The 20,202-nt window shown below is 59.9% G+C and carries 22 protein-coding genes and 1 pseudogene; 6 read left to right on the forward strand and 17 right to left on the reverse strand.

Annotated elements, in window-relative coordinates; all coding sequences use genetic code 11:
- Positions 1 to 364 precede the first annotated feature (364 nt).
- From BT204_RS15380 to BT204_RS15395, 4 genes are all read right to left on the reverse strand, one after another.
- A complete protein-coding gene (locus BT204_RS15380; protein ID WP_072447384.1) occupies positions 365 to 1,405 on the reverse strand; it encodes a DMT family transporter in 1,041 nt (346 codons plus the stop codon).
- Between the two features lie 69 nt (positions 1,406 to 1,474).
- Entirely contained in the window at positions 1,475 to 1,810 is a 336-nt protein-coding gene (locus BT204_RS15385; protein ID WP_054897205.1) for a hypothetical protein, read from the reverse strand.
- Positions 1,811 to 1,988: 178 nt separating this feature from the next.
- Entirely contained in the window at positions 1,989 to 2,567 is a 579-nt protein-coding gene (locus tag BT204_RS15390) for a DUF4337 domain-containing protein (protein WP_003193347.1), read from the reverse strand.
- 53 nt (positions 2,568 to 2,620) lie between these two features.
- Positions 2,621 to 3,505 carry a LysR family transcriptional regulator gene (locus tag BT204_RS15395; protein ID WP_014719515.1) on the reverse strand — a complete coding sequence of 295 codons (885 nt, stop codon included), beginning with the start codon at positions 3,503 to 3,505 and terminating at the stop codon, positions 2,621 to 2,623.
- 94 nt (positions 3,506 to 3,599) lie between these two features.
- Between BT204_RS15395 and BT204_RS15400 the strand changes: the two genes are divergently transcribed.
- Positions 3,600 to 4,568 (forward strand): NAD-dependent epimerase/dehydratase family protein, encoded by a 969-nt coding sequence (locus BT204_RS15400; protein WP_054897204.1) that lies wholly within the window; start codon positions 3,600 to 3,602, stop codon positions 4,566 to 4,568.
- Here the strand turns inward: BT204_RS15400 and BT204_RS15405 are convergent.
- From BT204_RS15405 to BT204_RS15415, 3 genes and pseudogenes are all read right to left on the reverse strand, one after another.
- A complete protein-coding gene (locus BT204_RS15405) occupies positions 4,555 to 4,911 on the reverse strand; it encodes a DUF2784 domain-containing protein (protein WP_014719513.1) in 357 nt (118 codons plus the stop codon). The genes BT204_RS15400 and BT204_RS15405 overlap by 14 nt on opposite strands.
- Before the next feature lie 51 nt (positions 4,912 to 4,962).
- Complete coding sequence (locus tag BT204_RS15410) at positions 4,963 to 5,289, reverse strand: helix-turn-helix domain-containing protein (RefSeq protein ID WP_014719512.1); 327 nt, start codon at positions 5,287 to 5,289, stop codon at positions 4,963 to 4,965.
- Positions 5,273 to 5,524: pseudogene (locus tag BT204_RS15415) on the reverse strand (type II toxin-antitoxin system RelE/ParE family toxin); the annotation flags it as partial. The gene BT204_RS15410 and the pseudogene BT204_RS15415, both read right to left, overlap by 17 nt.
- Positions 5,525 to 5,748: 224 nt before the next feature.
- On the opposite strand from BT204_RS15415, the gene BT204_RS15420 reads away from it, so the two are divergent.
- Positions 5,749 to 6,435: an HAD-IA family hydrolase gene (locus BT204_RS15420; protein WP_054920599.1), complete on the forward strand. Its 687-nt coding sequence runs from the start codon at positions 5,749 to 5,751 to the stop codon at positions 6,433 to 6,435.
- A gap of 129 nt (positions 6,436 to 6,564) precedes the next feature.
- Here the strand turns inward: BT204_RS15420 and BT204_RS15425 are convergent, their stop codons facing one another.
- Positions 6,565 to 7,311, reverse strand: coding sequence for a 3-oxoacyl-ACP reductase family protein (locus tag BT204_RS15425; protein WP_054897202.1), 747 nt, complete (start codon positions 7,309 to 7,311; stop codon positions 6,565 to 6,567).
- A gap of 107 nt (positions 7,312 to 7,418) precedes the next feature.
- On the opposite strand from BT204_RS15425, the gene BT204_RS15430 reads away from it, so the two are divergent.
- Positions 7,419 to 8,342, forward strand: coding sequence for a LysR family transcriptional regulator (locus tag BT204_RS15430; RefSeq protein WP_054897201.1), 924 nt, complete (start codon positions 7,419 to 7,421; stop codon positions 8,340 to 8,342).
- A gap of 105 nt (positions 8,343 to 8,447) precedes the next feature.
- Here the strand turns inward: BT204_RS15430 and BT204_RS15435 are convergent, their stop codons facing one another.
- From BT204_RS15435 to BT204_RS15445, 3 genes are all read right to left on the reverse strand, one after another.
- The gene (locus BT204_RS15435; RefSeq protein ID WP_054897200.1) at positions 8,448 to 9,176 is read right to left on the reverse strand and encodes an aspartate/glutamate racemase family protein; all 729 of its coding nucleotides are present in this window, start codon (positions 9,174 to 9,176) and stop codon (positions 8,448 to 8,450) included.
- Between the two features lie 13 nt (positions 9,177 to 9,189).
- Positions 9,190 to 10,719, reverse strand: a complete 1,530-nt coding sequence (locus BT204_RS15440) for an NCS1 family nucleobase:cation symporter-1 (protein ID WP_057976279.1) — start codon at positions 10,717 to 10,719, stop codon at positions 9,190 to 9,192.
- A 490-nt stretch (positions 10,720 to 11,209) separates the two neighbouring features.
- A complete protein-coding gene (locus BT204_RS15445; RefSeq protein WP_072447388.1) occupies positions 11,210 to 11,944 on the reverse strand; it encodes a phosphoadenylyl-sulfate reductase in 735 nt (244 codons plus the stop codon).
- Between the two features lie 151 nt (positions 11,945 to 12,095).
- On the opposite strand from BT204_RS15445, the gene thrH reads away from it, so the two are divergent.
- A complete protein-coding gene (gene thrH, locus BT204_RS15450; protein ID WP_014719505.1) occupies positions 12,096 to 12,713 on the forward strand; it encodes a bifunctional phosphoserine phosphatase/homoserine phosphotransferase ThrH in 618 nt (205 codons plus the stop codon).
- Positions 12,714 to 12,840: 127 nt separating this feature from the next.
- On the opposite strand, the gene BT204_RS15455 is transcribed toward thrH, so the two are convergent.
- The 6 genes from BT204_RS15455 to BT204_RS15480 all read right to left on the reverse strand — a co-directional run bounded on the left by BT204_RS15455 (position 12,841) and on the right by BT204_RS15480 (position 18,317).
- Positions 12,841 to 13,197, reverse strand: a complete 357-nt coding sequence (locus tag BT204_RS15455; RefSeq protein WP_072447390.1) for a helix-turn-helix domain-containing protein — start codon at positions 13,195 to 13,197, stop codon at positions 12,841 to 12,843.
- Positions 13,197 to 13,499 carry a type II toxin-antitoxin system HigB family toxin gene (locus BT204_RS15460; RefSeq protein ID WP_032903090.1) on the reverse strand — a complete coding sequence of 101 codons (303 nt, stop codon included), beginning with the start codon at positions 13,497 to 13,499 and terminating at the stop codon, positions 13,197 to 13,199. The genes BT204_RS15455 and BT204_RS15460 overlap by 1 nt, the downstream gene beginning before the upstream one ends.
- A gap of 226 nt (positions 13,500 to 13,725) precedes the next feature.
- Positions 13,726 to 15,069, reverse strand: coding sequence for an aminodeoxychorismate synthase component I (pabB, locus tag BT204_RS15465; RefSeq protein ID WP_072447392.1), 1,344 nt, complete (start codon positions 15,067 to 15,069; stop codon positions 13,726 to 13,728).
- 186 nt (positions 15,070 to 15,255) lie between these two features.
- Positions 15,256 to 16,242 (reverse strand): alpha-L-glutamate ligase-like protein, encoded by a 987-nt coding sequence (locus BT204_RS15470; protein ID WP_003193326.1) that lies wholly within the window; start codon positions 16,240 to 16,242, stop codon positions 15,256 to 15,258.
- A complete protein-coding gene (locus BT204_RS15475; protein ID WP_003193324.1) occupies positions 16,242 to 17,774 on the reverse strand; it encodes an osmotic stress tolerance membrane protein RloB in 1,533 nt (510 codons plus the stop codon). The genes BT204_RS15470 and BT204_RS15475 overlap by 1 nt, the downstream gene beginning before the upstream one ends.
- A gap of 18 nt (positions 17,775 to 17,792) precedes the next feature.
- Positions 17,793 to 18,317 carry a retropepsin-like aspartic peptidase RloA gene (locus BT204_RS15480; RefSeq protein ID WP_014719501.1) on the reverse strand — a complete coding sequence of 175 codons (525 nt, stop codon included), beginning with the start codon at positions 18,315 to 18,317 and terminating at the stop codon, positions 17,793 to 17,795.
- 270 nt (positions 18,318 to 18,587) lie between these two features.
- Between BT204_RS15480 and BT204_RS15485 the strand changes: the two genes are divergently transcribed.
- Together BT204_RS15485 and prpB are read left to right on the forward strand one after the other, a co-directional pair.
- A complete protein-coding gene (locus BT204_RS15485) occupies positions 18,588 to 19,301 on the forward strand; it encodes a GntR family transcriptional regulator (RefSeq protein ID WP_014719500.1) in 714 nt (237 codons plus the stop codon).
- A complete protein-coding gene (gene prpB, locus BT204_RS15490) occupies positions 19,298 to 20,191 on the forward strand; it encodes a methylisocitrate lyase (RefSeq protein WP_003193320.1) in 894 nt (297 codons plus the stop codon). Before BT204_RS15485 ends, prpB begins: the two co-directional genes overlap by 4 nt.
- Positions 20,192 to 20,202 lie beyond the last annotated feature (11 nt).

Genomic DNA, 20,202 nt, shown 5'->3' on the forward strand with positions numbered 1-20,202 from the left:
ACCTTTTTCCCATGCCTCAACATAAAACGGCCCGCGTGCCATTTTTCACCCCATCTCAACTCTATCGCACCAATGTGGTGCAAAACTCATGGGACCGCCATGGGACTAAAAGAGTCGATTTTTTAGAGCGCTCGCACCTCTACAGCCCGCGTAATACGGGAACTTGCATAATGAAAGTTACTTTGCGGGTAGTTTCGAATCTCTCCTTCACCGCCAAATTCGATGTAAACAAAACCCCTGGTTTCGAAAGAAACCAGGGGTTTTGTGATTTCTGGGGTTTGAAAGGTACAACTTTTATCAGCTCAGTTGTCTGGCCTTTCAGTCTGCGGCCCCATGACGTCACACCCTATGCCTAAGCCCGCCCTCAATGCCTATGCCGATGATGCACATCCGGAAAGTGCGCATGGCTATGCCTCATCACTCCATGTGCATGCTCATGGCTATGAGGCACCTTTGAGTCCCACTCAAACCCATGCTCATGCTGATGATGCTCATCATGCACATGCCAGTGCCCATGTTGCGTTGCCTCATGCACATGCTCATGGGCATGCCGCTCCGTCAGGTGCAGGCACACGCCCACGGCCATCAGCGCCGAGGCAATCCAGAAGGCGACGGTCACCGACTCGCCAAACACCAGTAACGCCACTGCAGCACCGAGAAAGGGTGCCGTGGAGAAGTAAGCGCCGGTACGCGCGCTGCCCAGCCCGCGGAGGGCCAGCACGAACATCACCAGGCTGATGCCATAGCCGAGGAAACCTACCAGTAGAATCGGCGCCAGTTGCGCCATGCCCGGAATCTGCGCCCCCAGGTAAAGCGCCAGGCTGCAATTCACCAACCCCGCAATCAAACCCTTGGCGCCAGCGATAAAGAGCGCGTCAGACGCCGACACCTTGCGCGTCAGGTTGTTATCAATGCCCCAGCACAAACACGCCAGCGCAACGGCGAGCGGTCCGGTCCAGTCCTGATGGCTGCTGTCAGCACCGGACCACGACAACACCACGCCGCCCAACACAATGGCAAGCATGCCGAGGACGATGCGTCGGTCGGCGTTTTCGCGGAACACGACCCAGGCGATCACGGCGGTCAGTACCGATTCAAGGTTGAGCATCAGGGAGGCGCTGGCGCTGGTGGTGCGGGTCAGGCCGAACATCAGTGCAACGGGGCCGAGGAGGCCGCCGAAGGCGATGGCGCCAAGTAGCCAGGGCCATTCCGATGGGGTTAGCCCGGTAGGTTTCCAGCCGCGATCACGGATCAAGCGCACACCGGCAAGGCCAATGCCGCTGCCGAGGTAGAGCAGGCCGGCGAGCAGGATGGGCGAGAGGCCCAGGCCAAGACTTTTGGCGAGCGGGGTGCTGGCGCCGAACAGGGCGGCGGCCGCGAGGGCGTAAATGATGCTGAGGTTCATGGGCCATCCTCGAAAGTCAGGCCCATGATACGTCGCTTGCCGGGGTCAGCGCCCTGGCAATTTCGTACTTTATTGCGCGGTTTTCAGCTTGATCACATCACCGGAGATTTTGGTGGTGTAACCGTTCAATACCCAAGCCCAGAACCACTTTTCCTGCACTTGTGTGTTGATCAACGCGTCGCCGCCCTTGGCCTTGATGGCTGCATCCTGGGCGCGTACGAAGCGGTTGTTCTGGCCGATGGGGATGACGCCCAGCAGCATGATGCCGGTGGCGCTGGCTTCGCTGTGGCCGAGGACGGTGTATTGGCTGGCGTCGTATTGCTGGGTTTTCATGGCGGTGCCGGTGCAACCTGCCAGGGTGAAACTAAGTACGGCTGCTGCAACGACTTTACTGACGTATTTCACTCATAACTCCATAGGTTCAATCTCGAGATTCAATTCTCGGGGGGGCGACACTCTAAGCGCTCAGTTGGCAGATTGAAATCAATCAGCGAGGCTGGGTCGCAGTCTGGCGGGTACTGCGCGGTGATCCCATTGCAGCCTGGTTGGGGCTCGACAGCGCCCACATTTATTCTTCGGCGTGTCAGAGATGCAGCCACGCCAGGCCACCCAACATCACCGCCACCCCGCCGGCGGTGTACGACATGCGTTTGAGCCATTCCTTGCGCGTGAGCAGGGTAATCGCCGCCAATGAAATCGCGATCTGAATCGCCGTCATCGCCTGGGCCCAGCGATGGTGCTGGTGCAGCGCTTCCTCGGATTTGTGGTCCCAGTCCCGTGAAGTGGCCTCAAGCGTTTCGGCCTGTTTACGCACTTCTTCCTTCTGGCGCTTGTAGCGCTCGATCTCCGCCTGGTAATGCGCCGCATCCACGCCGGGAATATGGCTGGCCAGTTCTGCCAGGTTCTGGCGGCTGGATTTGGCCTGGTAGTAGTTCCACTGGTTAGCGGCTTCGGTCTTGATGATGGCGGCGTTGTTCTTGTCCATCGCAGCTTCACTTTCGCTGGAGCCGGCCTGATAGCTGAGCATGGCACCGACGGTCGCCATGATCGCGGTCATCACGGCGATACGACTGGCAAAGCTATCGCCGCGGCCGTGAGCATGCTCGGTGGTGTGTTCAAGGTGTTTTTCGTGGGGGCTGGGAACTTCGAAGGCTTCGGACATGGGGCGACCGCGAACGGATTGAGGTGCGCTGATTGTTCACCAGCGCAGCTGTCTCAAGCCTGTACGTAACGCTGCAAACCTGCCACCAGTGCATCGAATGTCACCCGGCAGCGTGGGCTGTTGCGCAGGTCTTCGTGCATGCTGACCCAAGTGTCCATTTTAAACGCGAAGCCGTCAGGCAGCACTCGGCGCAGACGTGGGTCGCGCTGGGCCAGTTGTACCTGGCACCCACCGATGCCGGCACCGGCGCGGATCATTGCCAGTTGCGCCAGGTCGCTGTCGCTACTGATGGCGAAGGCGTTGCGCTCAAAACCCTTGATTGCCAGGCTGCGGATAAATGCAGTGGCTTGATCAAAGCCGATGACGGAGTGGCCGGCCAGGTCGTGCATGTGTTGGGGGATGCCGTGTTGCTGCAGGTAATCGTCACGGGCATGCAGGCCGACTTCGATCAGGCCGATACGCCGCGCCAGCAGCTGCTCCTGGCTGGGGCGCACCATGCGCACGGCAATGTCGGCTTCCAGCTGCAGCAGGTCGCTCAAGCGGTTGGTCAGCACCAGTTCCACCTTCAGGTGCGGGTGTTCCCGGCGCAATTGCGTGATGATCGGCGGCAGTACCTCCACACCCACCACTTCACTGGCCGATACTCGTACCACGCCGCGCACCTCATCGCCTTGGGACGAGGCGGCGCGTTCAAGGGCGGCGGCGGTACGCGCCATGGTTTCTGCATGCGCCCGCAGTGTGTGGGCGACCGTAGTGGGTAATAAGCCTGAGGGCGAGCGGGTGAACAACACGACGCCCAGCGCCGTTTCCAGCGCGGCGATGTGCCGCCCTACCGTGGGTTGGGTGATGCCGAGCTGCCGTGCGGCCCCCGACAGCGATCCTTCCTTGAGTACACCGAGAAATGACCGGTAAAGCTCCCAACCGATATTCGTAGCCATACATAAATGTATAGCGGCTCGATACCCTTGGGCAATTCCTCTATAGCTGTTCCGCATCCAACATACCCTCATCAACCAACAGTGGGAGAGGGTGATGAGCAAGGTTCTGGTTTTGGGTGCAACCGGTGGCATTGGTGGCGAAGTGGCGCGGCAGTTGAGCGCGGCGGGCTGGGAGGTGCGGGCGTTGACTCGGGATCTGATCAAGGCTCGCAGCCAAAATCCTGTTTTTACGTGGCTAAAAGGCGATGCCCTGAATCGCGACGACGTGATCGCGGCCGCCCGGGGCTGCGCGGTAATCGTGCACGGCGTCAATCCGCCGGGTTATCGCAAATGGGCCGAGTGGGTGTTGCCGATGATCGACAACTCCATTGCGGCGGCCATCTGCGAAGGCGCGACAGTCGTGCTGCCCGGCACGGTCTACAACTTCGGGCCGGATGCATTCCCTGTGCTGCACGAAGACTCACCCCAGCACCCGCTGACTCGCAAGGGCGCGATCCGTGTGCAGATGGAGCAGCGCTTGCGAGCCGCTTCCACTCAGGGCGCCCGGGTGGTGATTTTGCGCGCTGGGGATTTTTTCGGCGCCAGGGTGGCCAATAACTGGTTTGCCCAAGGCTTGGTCAAACCCGGCAAACCGGTGCACACCATCCGCTACCCAGGCGATTACGGCGTGGCCCATCAATGGGCTTATCTGCCGGACGTAGCGCGTACAATGCTTGAGTTGATTGAGCGTCGTGCCAGTCTTGGCGCCTTCGCCTGCTTTCATATGGCTGGGTACATGGATGCGGACGGTACGCAGATGGCTAAGACGATCCAGCGTGTGGTGCTGCGCAGGACGGGCCAGCAACCCAGGGTCGGCGCGTTTCCCTGGTGGTTGTTGAACTGGGCGGCGCCTTTTGTCGTCACCGTGCGTGAGATGCAGGAGATGCGCTACCTGTGGCAAACACCGTTGCGCCTGGATAACCAGCGCCTGCTCGCGACGCTCGGCCATGAGCCCCACACACCGCTGGAACAGGCGGTGGAGGCCACCCTGGTTGGCCTGGGTTGCCTGCCTACTTGCGTTTGATCAGGCGTGCATACACGGCGAGGTTGACCACCACCACCACGGCCCCCAGCACTAATTGAGTATTCGCAGTCAGCCCGGCTGGGTAGATCATCGTCAGAATGTAATGCTCGATAAACCCACCGCCATAACCATCCTGCCCGGCCAAGTGGCGAAACAGGTTTTCCCAACGGGTGAGTGGGCAGGGCAGGTGCAGCACCTCTACCGCGATGCCCCAGGCAACGGCGGGCAGGTGCAGCCACATTACCCTGGGCCACTTCAGGGTGAGCAGGCCGCCGAACAGCACGAACAGGATAAAGGCCAGGTGGAACAGCACGAGGCCGTCGGCGGCTAGGCGGTAGAGCATGTTTGAGCTCGATGTGAGGTGAAGGGGTACGTGAATTTTTGCAGCGCGCCGTTATAGCTCCAGTTGACTGGCATTGATACCGAACGCTTTGGCTATCTTTTCTCGCGTGGTGCGGCGGGGTTTGCTGACCGCTTCCTGCTGGGCAAATGCCGATTGTGAAATACCCAGGCGTTTGGCGACTTCTTCCTGGGTCAGGCTCAGATGCTCGCGCCACGCGCGAATAGGTGTTGCGCCATCCACCAGGCGGCTGACTACCGCATGGGGTATCAGGTTTGGATCGTTTTGCTGCGCCACATAGTGTTCATAGGGAATCACCACATAGGCTGGCTCGCCCTGCGTATTGTGGATGATCTGTACGGCAGTAGGTTCGCTCGTCACGTTTTTTAACCTCTTGGATGCTGACGACCTGGATGCTGCCGTCCCAGTCGAAAAGGACCCGGTAATGACTTACCCGCAAGCGAGAGCTGTGAGGATGGTTAACCAGCGCCTTGACGTTGATTGCATCGGGCATGTGTTCAAGAGCGGACACGGCATCGCGTACCTGTTGCTGATGATACGAATGCAACCGAAGCAATTGTTTGACGGCTTTTCGCGTCCATTGGATTGAATTCATGGGAGGTTAATAAGTCTTTTATAAGGTTTGCAATCGGTATTTTCAGATCCGCGTCAACGGGTCATGACGTTTTCCTTTCAAACCCTAGACGGCCGCCGTCAGCGCCGACGGGTAAAACTGTTGCGTGGTATGAATCAACGGAAGGCCCACGAAGGTTGCTTGCCGGCAATGAGGGCCGTTATTGTGCTGAATCCTTTTAGTCCTCGCCCCAAGGTTGTGTTGTGATGAATGCACCGCGTACCGCTGTCCCGATCAAAGCCGTTATTTTCGATATGGACGGGTTGTTGCTGGATACCGAAGGCATCTACACCGAAGTCACGCAGATCATTGCCGAACGCTATGGTCGTACCTACGACTGGAGCATCAAGCAGCACATCATCGGGCGGGGTGCCCAGGATTTGGCCGATTACGTGGTCAAGGCCCTGGACCTGCCGATCACGCCCGCCGAGTTTCTGGAAATACGCGAACCGCTGATGAGCGAGCGCTTTCCCAAGGCCCAGGGCATGCCCGGCGCCGAGGCGTTGGTGCGGCATTTGAAGGCGCACAATATTCCGATTGCGGTGGGCACCAGTTCATCGCGTAACTCGTTTGGCCACAAGACCACCCTGCACCGTGAATGGTTTGGCCTGTTCGACACCATCGTCACCGCTGACGACCCGGAAGTAGGCGCTGCCAAGCCCGCGCCGGATATCTTCCTCACCGCCGCGCGCCGGTTGGGTGTAGCGCCTGAGGATTGTCTGGTGTTCGAAGATTCGCCTTTCGGCGTGACGGCCGCTAAGGCTGCGCACATGACCGCTATTGCGGTGCCCGATGAGGCGATGGCTGACAGCAAGTACCAGCATGCTGACCAGATTATTCGCAAGCTCGCCGACTTTGATTTGGCCGCCTACGGCTTGCCCCCCATGGCCTGACCCCGCGCGGTCAAAAATGTGGGAGCTGGCTTGCTCGCGAATGCAGGGTGTCAGTCAGTAGATTTATCAACTGACTCACCGTATTCGCGAGCAAGCCCGCTCCCACATTTGGTTTGCGGTTTTGCAAAATCAGGCGCTGAAACCACCATCGATGGTCAGGCTGGCGCCAGTGATATAGCCGGCTTCCGGCCCGGCCAGATAGGCCACAAAACTGGCAATCTCCTCCACATGCCCATACCGACCTACCGCCATCAACCCGATCAGACTTTCGGCAAAATCACTGTTCGCCGGGTTCATATCGGTGTCCACCGGCCCAGGCTGCACGTTGTTGATGGTGATGCCACGTGGCCCCAGATCCCGCGCCAATCCCTTGGTCAACCCCACCAGTGCCGCCTTGCTCATCGCATAAGGGCCGCCGCCACCGAACGGCATACGCTCGGCGTTGGTGCTGCCGATATTGATCACGCGGCCGCCTTCACCCATGTGTTTGGCGGCTTCCTGGGTGGCGATAAACACGCTGCGTACGTTGATCGCCAGGGTCTGGTCGAAGTCTTCCAGCTTGAAGTCTTCCAGCGGCGCGATGGCCAGCACGCCGGCATTATTCACCAGGATATCCAGGCGTCCAAACGCCTCGACCGTGGCGTTGACCGCAGCGCGAATCGCCGTGGCATCGGCGCTGTCGGCGTGTATCGCCAGAGCCTGCCCCCCTGCGCTGATCACCTCGTTCTGCAGTGTTTCAGCCTTGGCGGCCGAGCTGACGTAGGTAAAGGCAACCGCTGCCCCCTGGGCGGCGAGGCGCTTGACGATGGCGGCGCCGATGCCGCGGGAACCGCCTTGAATCAAGGCGACTTTGCCGGTGAGGTTGTGTGTGGTCATGTCGATCTCCGAGGTAGTTGATGGAGCGAGTATCGACCTCACCCGCGCTGCTCGGTAGCCCGTGGTTGCTATAGTCTGTGTAAACCAAAAGTTTAGAGTGTGGCGATATGGAAAGCTTTGGCAGTATCGAATGCTTTGTGCGCAGCGCCGAGGGTGGCAGCTTTGCCGAGGCTGCTCGGCACCTGAGCCTGACCCCGGCTGCGGTGGGTAAAAGCGTTGCCAAGTTGGAGGCGCGCCTCGGTGTGCGGCTGTTCCAGCGCAGCACTCGGCGTCTGGCGCTGACCGAAGCCGGCAAGATGTTCCTGGCGGAAGTCAGCGGCAGCCTCACCACCATCCAGAATGCGGTCGCCAACCTGGCCAGTGCCGAAGGGCGGCCGGTGGGCACGCTCAAGGTCAGCATGGGGCCAGTGTTCGGTAACCGGTACGTGGTGCCGTTGCTGGGCGAATTTATGCGGCGCTATCCGGATATCAGCCCGGACTGGCATTTCGATAACCGCCAGGTCGACCTGATCGGGCAAGGCTTCGATGCGGCCATTGGCGGCGGGTTTGAGCTGCCCCAAGGCGTGGTTGCGCGCAAGTTGACCCCGGCGCACCGGGTGCTGGTGGCGTCGCCGGATTACCTGGCGCGGTGCTTGCCGGTACGGGCGCCCGACGACCTGTCGCACTGCCTTGGCATCTTGATCCGCTCGCCGCAGACAGGCCGGGTGCGTTCATGGCAACTGACCCATCGTGAGCGCGAGCACAGCCCTCTAGTGCTGAAACCAGCGATGACCATGAGCGACTCCGAAGCCGCTTGCTGCGCCAGTGCCCAGGGCCTTGGCATCGCGCTGGTGAGTATGCCGATGGCGGTGCCGTTCCTGGACAGCGGTGCGTTGGTGCGAGTGTTACCCGATTGGTATGTGGACGACGGCAATATTTCCATCTACTACGCCGAGCATAAATTGCTGCCGGGCAAGACGCGGGCGTTTGTGGATTTTATTATTGAGCAGTTCGCCGAGCAGAAACTGGCTCAACGGTTCAGTGCTATCTGAGCAGGGCCTTGCATCGAGTCGTGGCCGTCGCGGGCAAGCCCGGCTCCCACAGTGATCGCAATCCAATGTGGGAGCCGGGCTTGCCCGCGATGCAGGCGCATCGGTCTACCGCCCGAATTTGCCCGGCCAGCCGATGACCTTCTTCGGCCGCGGTGTCGCATAAGTTCTGACCTTCGAGGTCGACAACCCCAACCGCACCAACGACTCGGCCACCATCACCGCCGCCGTTACCCCGTCCACCACCGGAACCCCGGTGCGCTGACGGATCTGCTCATCCAGCCCTGCCATGCCGCCGCAGCCCAGGCAGATCACCTCGGCCTTGTCGTCGCGGATGGCCAGTTCGGCCTGGCGCACGATGGCCTCCATGGCGCCCAGCGGGTCTTCTTCCAGTTCCAGCACCGCCATGCCGCTGGCGCGCACCGAAGCACAACGCTGGTAGAGGCCGGCGAGTTTCAGCCGGTCTTCAATCAGCGGCACAGTGCGGTCCAGGGTGGTCACCACCGAGTAGGCGTGCCCCAGGAACATCGCGGTGCTGGCCGCCGCTTCGGTGATATCCACCACCGGTACATTGAGCAGTTCCTGCAGGCCTTCACGGCCATGTTCGCCATAGCCGGCCTGGATCACCGCATCAAAGGGCTGGTCGTAGGCCATGACCCGATCCATCACGGCGATGGCTGCCAGATAACTTTCAAAGTTGCCTTCCACCGATTCTGCGCCGAAGTACGGGGTGAGCCCGACAATCTCGGTGCCCGGTGAAGCCACGGCCCGTGCTTGCTGGGCAATGGTGTCGGTGATGGATTCGGTGGTGTTGACGTTGACCACGAGGATACGCATGGAAAGTCCTTGTTTAATGACTGACGTTATCGACGGCAATGCTTTCGCCGCTGACATCGGCGTAGTGCGGTTGACGCTTGGCAATCAGCAGGTACAGCAACCCGGCAATGCCGGCGCCAAACAACCAGGAAAACGGCGAGACGCTGGCAAACCCCGGCAACAGCGCCAGCAGGATGGCGATCACTGCCGCCGGAATGAACGCGGCCACCGCACGCATATTCACCCCGCGGCTGTAGTAATAAATGCCTTGGGGGTCTTCGCTGTACAACTGCGGTACATCCACCTGGCTTCTACGAATCAGCCAGTAATCGACCATGATCACCCCGTACAACGGCCCCAGCAGCGCGCCGAGGCCAGAGAGGAAATACACGATCACCAGTGGGCTGTTATAGAGGTTCCACGGCAGGATCAGCACGGCAACGAAGGCGCTGATCAACCCGGCGCGCCGGAAGTTCAGGTACTTGGGCGCCAGGTTGCTCAGTACAAAGGCCGGGGCGACGAAGTTGGCCATGATGTTCACCGCCACGGTGACGATCAGGAAAGCGAGGCAGCCGAGCACCAGAAAAAAGGTGTTGGGGATCGCCGCGATGATTTCGGTCGGGCTTTCGATCACGCGGCCATTGAGCTGGAACTGTCCGCCGCACAGCAGCACGGTAATTGCGGCGAACACCAGGATATTGACCGGCAGGCCCCAGAAGTTCCCGACCTGGATGGTCTTGCGGCACGGCGATGAACGCGCGAAGTCGCAGAAATTGAGGATCAGGGTGCCGTAGATGGCCAGCCACAGCGCGCCGCCGGCAAAGATATTGCGCCACATCTCGCCGCCACTCAGGGGCTCGCGGATCGACCAGGCGATCTGCCCGTTCGCCTGGAAGTACATCCAGCCGGCCAGTGCGGCCACGGTCAGCAGTATCACCGGCCCGGCGAAGCCTTCATAGCGACGTACCATTTCCATGCCATAGGCGAGGATCACCAACTGCACCAGCCAGATCGCCACAAAACACGCCCAGCCCAGGGTCGACAGGCCGAGAATCGAGTCGTGGTCATAATCGGCAAAGCCTGGATGAATGGCGGTCAGCAGCACGCGGAAAACTACCGAGGCCAGGTAGGTCTGGATCCCAAACCAGGCAATCGCAATTACCGCCCGAATCAACGCCGGAATCTGCGCCCCATGAATGCCAAAACTGATGCGGCTGATAACCGGAAACGGCACACCGGTCTTCTGCCCCATGTAGCCCGACAAGTTCATGAAGAAGTACACCAGTGCTGCGCCGATCCCCAGGGACAGCAATATTTGCCAGCCGCCCAGGCCCAGGGCATAGAGCCCAATGGCGAATGAATAGTTGGCGATGTTGTGCACGTCATTGGTCCACAGCGCAAAGATGCTATAGCGCCCCCAGCGTCGGCCTTCAACTTTGGTGGGCGCCAGGTCCTTGTTGTGCAGGCGCGGGCTGAGTACCAGCGGGCCGGGGCCTGTGGCTGCAGGATTCAGGGGGGAGGAGGGCAGATCCAGTGCGAGGGTGTTCGAGAGACTTGTACGCATTCCGGCAGGCTCCAGCGCATCTGCAGCAAAGCGGCGGATGGCAAAGTGTATGTAGGTTTTGTATTGATTGTATACAAAGCGTACTTCTGCCTAAGCCATATGCGTGCCAATTCTCGATATATGAAAATCTTGGCTAATTTCGTTTTTATATAGGTTTCGAATAACTTACTGAATTACGGGCACTATAAGTTGACCGTTTGAACAGGTATTTATTTTTTCATTAATTGCAGGGTTATTTATATGCAGCGCCATTGGCGCAGGGAGATGTTACGTTTTGGTGCGTTGTACATTAAGTTGCACACAAAAATGGCACCTATGGTTACAAGGTTGTGTACAGGTTTACCCGACCCCCAAGGCAAATATCGCTTTATGTAGGAGCGAGCTTGCTCGCGAAAAACGTCAACGATAACGCGGGCTTCCTGAATAAACGCGGCGTCCGTGAGTTTTTCGCGAGCAAGCTCGCTCCTACAGAGGCGGTGGCATCGGAGGCTCAAGCCTTGCTGATGATATTCCCCGCATGCAGCCCGCATTCCTTCTGCGTGGCTTCTTCCCACCACCAGCGGCCTTCGCGCTCATGCTGGCGGGGCAGTACCGGCCGGGTGCAGGGCTCGCAGCCGATGCTGATGAAGCCGCGCTCATGCAGGCTGTTGTACGGCAGCTCCAGCATGCGGATGTAGCCCCAGACCTCTTCGCTGGTCATCTGCGCCAGCGGGTTGAACTTGTACAGGGTGTGTTCCGGTGTGGAGAACGCCGTGTCGATTTCCAGCGCCGCCACCTGGCTGCGAGTGCCGGGGCTCTGGTCGCGGCGCTGGCCGGTGGCCCAGGCGCTGACGCCTGCGAGTTTGCGGCGCAGCGGTTCGATCTTGCGGATGCCGCAGCATTCGCCATGGCCGTCCTTATAGAAGCTGAACAGGCCTTTTTCTTTGACGAAGGGCTCCAGCTTGCTCGGGTCTGGCGAGATCAGCTCGATGTCGATCTTGTAGAACTCACGCACCTGCTCGATAAACCGGTAGGTCTCCGGGTGCAGGCGGCCGGTGTCGAGGCTGAACACCTTGACGTTTTTGTTCAGCTTCCAGGCCATGTCCACCAGGACCACATCCTCGGCACCGCTGAAGGAAATCCACAAGTCATCGCCGAACTGGCTGAACGCCAGCTTGAGAATGTCCTGGGCAGACTTGTTGGCATAAGTCGTGGCGAGTTCAACGACGTCGAAGGCTTGGTTCATCAGGACGGTTCCTACAGGTCAGTGGCGCTGAGCGCTCTCTAGGAGGGCGATGGTATCAAAAACTGTCCCGCGTTGCGGCGGCTGGCTTGAGTCGCTAGAGTTCGGCAGTTCTTTTGCTCGCTCAACTAACAATATCTAACAGGAGTGTCGTGTGGAAATTGCCTGCCTTGACCTGGAAGGGGTGCTGGTTCCGGAAATCTGGATCGCCTTCGCCGAAAAAACCGGTATTGAATCCCTGCGCGCCACCACCCGCGACATTCCCGACTATGACGTGCTGATGCAGCAACGCCTGCGCATCCTCGACGAGCATGGGCTCAAGCTGGCCGATATCCAGGCCGTTATCGCCACGCTCAAGCCGCTGGACGGCGCCATTGAGTTCGTCAATTGGCTGCGCGAGCGCTTCCAGGTGGTGATCCTGTCCGACACCTTCTATGAGTTCTCCCAGCCGCTGATGCGTCAGCTGGGTTTCCCGACCTTGCTTTGCCACCGCTTGATCACCGATGAAAACGATCGGGTGGTGAGCTACCAACTGCGCCAGAAAGACCCCAAGCGCCAATCGGTGCTGGCATTCAAGACGCTCTACTACCGCGTGATCGCTGCCGGTGATTCCTACAACGACACCAGCATGCTGGGTGAAGCTGACCGTGGGATTCTGTTCCATGCGCCGGACAATGTGATTCGCGAATTCCCGCAGTTCCCGGCGGTGCATACGTTTGAAGACCTGAAGAAAGAGTTTATCAAGGCGTCGAATCGGCAGTTGAGCCTGTAAGTTATGCGGCGCGGCTGATTGCTCCATCGCAGGCAAGCCAGCTCCCACCTTCGACCCTGTAACGTCAAACGACGCGGTCAACGGAGGGAGCCGGGGTTGCCCGCGACGGCGTCGGCTCCGTCACCGCCTAACCCTCGGCCAGCAAGCGCTCATAAGGAATACGCAAGCCTTCATGCAGGCGTTTGATCATCGCCAGGCTCAGCTTGCGCTTGTGGTTCAGCACCTCTGACACCCGCCCACTGGTGCCGATAAACGGCTCCAGATCGCGGGCGGTCATGCCCAATTGCTCCATGCGAAACTTGATAGTCTCTACCGGATCCGAAGGGGGCATGGGGTAATGCTCGGCTTCGTACTTCTCGATGAGGATTGCCAGGATTTCCAGCTCATCACCTTCAGGCGAGCCGGGTAGTGCTCCCCATATCTGCTCGACTCGTACGAGTGCCGCAGTCAGGTCTTCCTGGGAGTGAATAGGTTTGATGTTCATCACGCAGTCTCCGCGTTGATCTGGTCGTACTGAGCGTGGGTCCCCACGAACCGTATAAACCCTAGTTGTCGCTGGTAGTCGATGGCCATGATCACTCGATACTTGTTGCCGCCGACGTTGAACACGACCCTGCCGCCCTTAAGAATGCTCGCTGTTCTGAGCTCGGCCTTGAGTGCTTGCGGTGTTGGATAATTGGCCTTTTCCATGTGCCGATACCACTCGACCAGCGGTGTTCTGGCGTCGCTATAAGCTGAATGGCTTTCCCAGAATATTCGTAGGGTAGAGAGAGCGATTATCCGCATCGCTTCAACCTCCCGTTTTGGGAGATCATAGGTGCGATTGCGTGGTTAGGCAATCTCGGAAATATTTCCAGACGAGGAGGTAGTCGCTTCATGTGATCCTTCACAGGTGGCGGTGGACGGTCGATCCGGACGCTATCTGCAAGCGTCTATTCCGTCCACAGCGGTTCTGATTCAGGCTTTTTCTATCGCATGGCGTTCTACTCGAACGCTAGGCAGGGGCTGTGCCCTACAGGTTTTCCAACGTTTGTAACAACACCCGCACCTTCGTCAGCGACTCCTGATACTCCGCCTGCCACTCTGAATCCGCCACAATCCCGCCGCCACCCCAGCAACACACCTGCCCATCCTTGACCAGCAAGCTGCGAATCGCGATGGAGCTGTCCATTTCGCCGCGCACGTCCAGGTACACCAGCGAGCCGCAATACAACCCGCGGCGGGTGGGCTCCAGCTCATCGATGATCTGCATGGCGCGAATCTTTGGCGCGCCGGTAATGGAGCCGCCAGGGAAGCTGCCGGCGATCAGGTCGAGGGCGTCTTTGTCGTCGGCCAATATGCCAGTGACACTGCTCACCAGGTGGTGCACGTTGGGGTAACTTTCCAGGCTGAACAGCTCCGGCACTTTCACTGAGCCGATTCGGCAACTGCGGCCGAGGTCGTTGCGCAGCAGGTCAACGATCATCAGGTTTTCTGCGCGGTCCTTGGGGCTGGCGAGCAGCTCAGCGGCGTTGGCAGCGTCCTCTTCCGGTGTCAAACCGCGAGGGCGGGTGCCCTTGATCGGGCGGGTTTCGACCTGGCCTTCGCTGATGCGCACGAAGCGCTCCGGCGACAGGCTCAGCACCGCGCCGTCATCGGGCAAACTCTGGAACCCGGAAAACGGCGTCGGGCAGGCTTCGCGCAGCGCGCAGTAGGCTGCCCATGGATCGCCGATGCACGGCGCACGAAAGCGTTGGGCAAAGTTGACCTGGTAGCAGTCGCCGGCCTGGATGTAATCCTGGATACGCAGGATGGCCTGCTGGTACGCATCCACGCTGAGGTCCGGCGCCATGGTGCCCTGGAGCTTGAAGGTGGTGGGGGTGTCACCTGTTGCATGACTGAACAGGGCGATCAGACGTTGCCGCTCGCTATCGGCCAGCACCGGGTGAAACACCAGTTGGCTGGTGTGCGCCAGGTGATCGCTGACCAGTGCCCAGGCATACAGCCCCAGGCGCGCATCCGGCAGATGCAGGTCGTCCACGGCCAGGCGCGAGACCTGTTCCAAGTGCCGGCCGAAGTCATAGCTCAAGTAACCGATCAAACCGCCGGCAAATGGCAATTCAACGCCAGCAGGCAGGGCCGCCTCACCCAACTGCGCCAGGTTCTCGCGCAGGCGTTGCAGGAAATCGCTGCCGCGTTCATCCGGCCCAACCGTCAAGGTCGCTTCGGGCCAGGCGCTGAGCAGGTCATAACGCCCCCGCTCGGCAGCCGGGCGGCCGCTGTCGAGCAGCACCGCGCCAGGCGCATGGCGAATAGCCGCAAAGTACTCGGCGGGGTTGGCCCGGTAGGGTAAGGGGTAAACGGAGCAGGTCGACATGCGAGGGTGAATCAGCCAGTGGCGGGGGGGAGGGGATTGTAGTCCTCTGTAGGACTTGCTCCTAGAGGGGATGTCGGTGATAGCTCGATAGAGGGTATAGCCTGAGGGGCAACTGGCTTGTCAGAAAGCTATCGCAGGCAAACCAGCTCCCACCTATCGAGCCCGGGCTTGCCTGCGATGCGCTGCTTAGCCTTCAACCGGCGGAATATGCCCGAACATCTCCTGCACGAACTTCACCCGTTCCTCGGGGGTTTCTGTCACCCCGGCTGCCTTGAGCTCTTCAAGCCGTGCCTCCACCGCATGGGTGCGCAAAGTCAGGCCGCAATCGTTGGCAATCTGGATGTTCAGCCCAGGCCGAGCGTTCAGCTCAAGGATCAATGGGCCTTTTTCCTGGTCCAGCACCATGTCCACGCCGATATAACCCAGCCCGCACAGCTCATAGCAGCCGGCGGCGAGCTTCATGAAACCGTCCCAGTTGGGCAGTTGCACGCCATCCACCGCGTTGGTGGTGTCGGGGTGCTTGGTGATGATGTTGTTCAGCCAGGTGCCGCGCAGGGTCAGGCCGGTGGCCAGGTCTACACCCACGCCGATCGCGCCCTGGTGCAGGTTGGCCTTGCCGCCGGACTGGCGGGTGGGCAAGCGCAGCATCGCCATCACCGGGTAGCCCATCAGCACGATGATGCGGATGTCCGGCACGCCTTCATAGCTGATGCTTTTGAAGATCTGGTCGGGCACCACGCGGTACTCGATCAACGCGCGGTCGCGGTGGCCGCCGAGGGAATACAGGCCGGTGAGAATGCTGGAAATCTGGTGCTCGATCTCCTCATGGCTGATGATTTTGCCGGACACCGTGCGATAGCGCCCTTCAAACCGGTCGGCCACCACCAGGATGCCGTCACCGCCGGCGCCCTGGGCGGGCTTGATCACGAAGTCGCTGCGCCCGCCGATGATCTCGTCGAGCTTGTCGATTTCCTTCTCGGTGGAGATCACCCCGTACATTTCCGGTACATGGATGCCGGCCGCCAGGGCCCGTTCCTTGGTGATGATCTTGTCATCCACGATGGGGTACAGGCTGCGCTTGTTGTACTTGAGCACGTAGTCGGCATTACGCCGGTTAATGCCCATGATTCCCCGCGCTTCCAGGGCCTTCCAGGTCTTCCAGAAGCCGAACATCAAGAATCAGCCTTCAGGAACGCCTTGAAACGCACCAGCTCGGTGAGGCGATAGCCGCGGTAGCGACCCATGGCCAGCATGAAGCCCACCAGAATCAGCAGGATCGCCGGGAAGGTGAACACGAAGTAAACCAGCTCCGGCACGCTCATGATCAGGTGCGCCAGGGACGCAGCGAACAGCGTGCCAATCGCCACTTTCAGCGCGTGGTTGGCGCCACGCTCCTCCCAGGTGATCGACAGGCGTTCGATGGTCATGGTCAGGATCACCATCGGGAACAGCGCCACCGACAAACCGCGTTCCAGCCCCAGCTTGTGGCTGAACAGGCTGATGGCGGCAATCAGCACCACCACGAAGGTCAGCACCACCGACAGCCTCGGCAGCATCTGCAGTTTAAGGTGTTCAAGGTACGACCGGAGCGACAGGCCCAGTGCCGTGATGATCGTGAACAGCACAATCCCGAAGCCCAACTGGGTCTCGCGGAATGCCAGGGCGATCAGTACGGGGGTGAAGGTGCCCAGGGTCTGCAGGCCGATCAGGTTGCGCAGGATCAAGATTACCAGCACGCCTATCGGGATCATCACCATGATCATGAAGGTCTGCTGGGTTTGCAGCGGCAGGCCGTACAGCGAGTATTCGAGGAAGTTGGCGTCGGTGTTTTCGTCCGTCAGCTTGGCCAGGCGGATGGCGTTCATCTCGCTGTTGTTCAGGCTGAAGGTCACCATGGCTTTCTTGCCGCCATCGACGGTGATCAGGTTTTCATCGCCGGTCCACCACAGCAGGCGGTCGGCGGGCAGGCCCTGTTCACCAGTCTCCGGGTTGAAGTACAGCCAGTCGTTGCCGTTGAAACTGCGCAGCCATAGTTCCGGGGTTTGCGGCTGGTCGGCCACCAGGCGGATGGTGTGGACTTTCTCTACCGGCACGTGGGCGATGGACAGCAGCAGTTCGACGATCTTGGCTTTGTGCGGTGTCGAGGGGTCGCCGGCCAGCAGCAACTTCACATTGTCGTCGTTGAGGTTGTTGGTGCGCTTGATGGCTTCACTGATAAAGGTCTCGACGTCGGCCGAGTGCTGGCGGATCGGGGCCAGCAAGGCTTCGGCGGCGATCTTCTCGGGGCCTTCAACGGCGATGCTGTCGCGGAAGGTCGGGCCTTTGATCTTGACCTTTTCGCCGCTGTAGCGCTTGGTCAGCACCAGGCGGTAATAGAGGGTCTGGTTGCCCTTGGCCCGACGCGCCGACCAGGTGACCTTGCGGTTGCCGTCGATGCGGTTGACGCTCACCCCGTAGTTGTTCGAGATAAAGCTCTCATTGAGGCTGACGAAGTCGCGGCTCAAGGGCGGCACGAACATCTGGATCTTGACCGGGTCTTTCGGGTTGGCGACGAACTCGACCTTGGCGTCGATGTTCCACAAGTCGTCGGTGGCATCTTCGGTGACGGGAATTCCCAGCACGAAGATCTGATAAGCGGTGACCGAAATGCCCAGCACCACCAGCAAGGTGATCAGGATTTTCAGGTGCAGGGTCAGAGAGCGCATTCGGTTTACTCGGCGGTATTAAGCGTCGGCGGCGCAGGCGGGTTTGCCTGCTGCATATTTAAGACTGGGGTCGACCAGCGCATCAAAGCGTTTCAAGGCTTCGGAGCCAATCAGCAGCGGGTATTGGAATGCGCTGCGGTCAGTCAAGTTCACTTCGATGCTGCGTAAAGCACTGCCCATGCAGATATCCAGCGCAATCACTGGGCGGGCGGTGTAGTTCTTGTCCTCATCGGGGTCGTAGTCGCCGGCGCGGCGCTTGATCTTGCTGACACGCGCCAGGGGCAGTTCGATGGGGTGGGAATGGGCGGTGTCGATGGCCAGGTAGAAGCGTACCCAGGATTCGCCATTGCGCTTGAAGCGCTTGATATCGCGGGCACTCAACGAGGCGGTCTTGGCGCCGGTGTCGAGTTTGGCCGCCACTTCCAGGTCGATACCCGCAAGCTTGGCGTATTCATTCAGGCCGTACACGGTCTTCTCGGCGCCAGCGCCAAGGCTCGGTATGCACAGCAGGCACATCACTAGTAGGTAAGGCTTGAGTCTCATAAATCCTGAGGCAGGGCAGTGCACTGTTCATTTCATGGGGACTGGCATTGCTGCGCAATCTCGGGTGCGCCCTTTCATCATTTGATGTCAGGCAAAAGCGGCGGGCATTCTAACATGATGCTTTTTTGGCGCCAGCGCTGGCAGGCGGCCATGCCTTGGCAAGCGAATGAGGGGGTTATTAGACGATTGTCGACAATGTGTATTTATTCTTTGACTGTGAGAGGCTTATTGGCTAGTTTTTGCGGCATTGATTTTAAAGGTGTCGACAATATGCTGGAGCAACTGGAAAAACCATCGGTGGCACCAGACGATTCCCAGACCATGTCAGAGAACGTCTTCCGGCGTATCCAGGCCGCCATCGTCAAAGGCGAAATCGCCCCCGGCAGCAAGATTTCCGAGCCGGAGCTGGCGCGCACCTACGGCATCAGTCGCGGCCCGCTGCGCGAAGCGATCCATCGCCTGGAAGGCCAGCGCCTGCTGGTGCGGGTGCCTCATGTCGGCGCACGCGTGGTGTCTTTGAGTCACGCCGAGCTGGTCGAACTGTATGAGATTCGCGAGTCCCTGGAGGGCATGGCCTGTCGCTTGGCCGCCGAGCGCATGACTGACGCAGAGATCGAGGAACTGCGCCAGGTGTTGCACACCCACGAACGGGATGCGGCGTTCCAGGCCGGTGTCGGCTATTACCAGCAGGAAGGCGACTTCGATTTTCACTACCGCATCATTCAAGGTGCCGGTAACCGCACCCTCACCCAAATGCTCTGCGGCGAGCTGTATCAACTGGTGCGCATGTACCGCATCCAGTTCTCCGCCACCCCCAATCGTCCACGCCAGGCCTTTGCCGAGCATCACCGCATTCTGGACGCGATTGCCGATCGCGACGGTGAACTGGCCGAACTGTTGATGCGCCGGCATATCGGCGCCTCCAAACGCAACATTGCCCGTCACTTCCCGGACGGTGCGCCTTCATCACGAGGTGAGTCATGAGTTCCAACAACAACAGCACTCCCGGCCAGCGTTTCCGTGACGCCGTCGCCAGTGAACAGCCCTTGCAAGTGGTGGGCGCCATCAACGCCAACCATGCGCTGTTGGCCAAGCGCGCCGGCTTCAAGGCGATTTATCTGTCAGGTGGCGGTGTAGCCGCCGGCTCCCTCGGCGTGCCGGACCTGGGTATCACCGGCCTGGATGACGTGCTCACCGACGTGCGCCGCATTACCGACGTGTGCGACCTGCCGCTGCTGGTGGACGTGGACACCGGTTTCGGCTCCTCGGCGTTCAACGTGGCGCGTACCGTCAAGTCGATGATCAAGTTCGGTGCCGCCGCCATCCATATCGAAGACCAGGTGGGCGCCAAGCGCTGCGGTCATCGCCCCAACAAAGAAATCGTGTCCCAGCAGGAAATGGTCGACCGCATCAAGGCCGCCGTGGATGCGCGCACCGATGACAGCTTCGTGATCATGGCGCGCACCGACGCCCTGGCGGTCGAGGGCCTGGAGTCCGCGCTGGAGCGCGCCGCCGCATGCATCGAGGCCGGTGCCGACATGGTGTTCCCGGAAGCCATCACTGAACTGGAAATGTACAAGCTGTTCGCCTCCCGCGTGAAGGCGCCGATCCTGGCGAACATCACCGAGTTCGGCGCCACACCGCTGTACACCACCGAACAGTTGAAATCTGCGGATGTTTCCATTGTGCTGTACCCGCTCTCGGCTTTCCGTGCCATGAACAAGGCGGCCGAGAATGTCTACACCGCGATTCGTCGCGACGGTACGCAGCAGAATGTGATCGACACCATGCAAACGCGCATGGAGCTTTACGATCGCATCGACTACCACACCTTCGAGCAGAAGCTCGACGCGCTGTTCGCCGCGAAAAAATAAACCCTGTGGTT

Origin of the sequence: Pseudomonas sp. NFPP02 (genome assembly GCF_900119355.1) — a bacterium.
Classification (GTDB): Bacteria; Pseudomonadota; Gammaproteobacteria; order Pseudomonadales; family Pseudomonadaceae; genus Aquipseudomonas; species Aquipseudomonas paracarnis.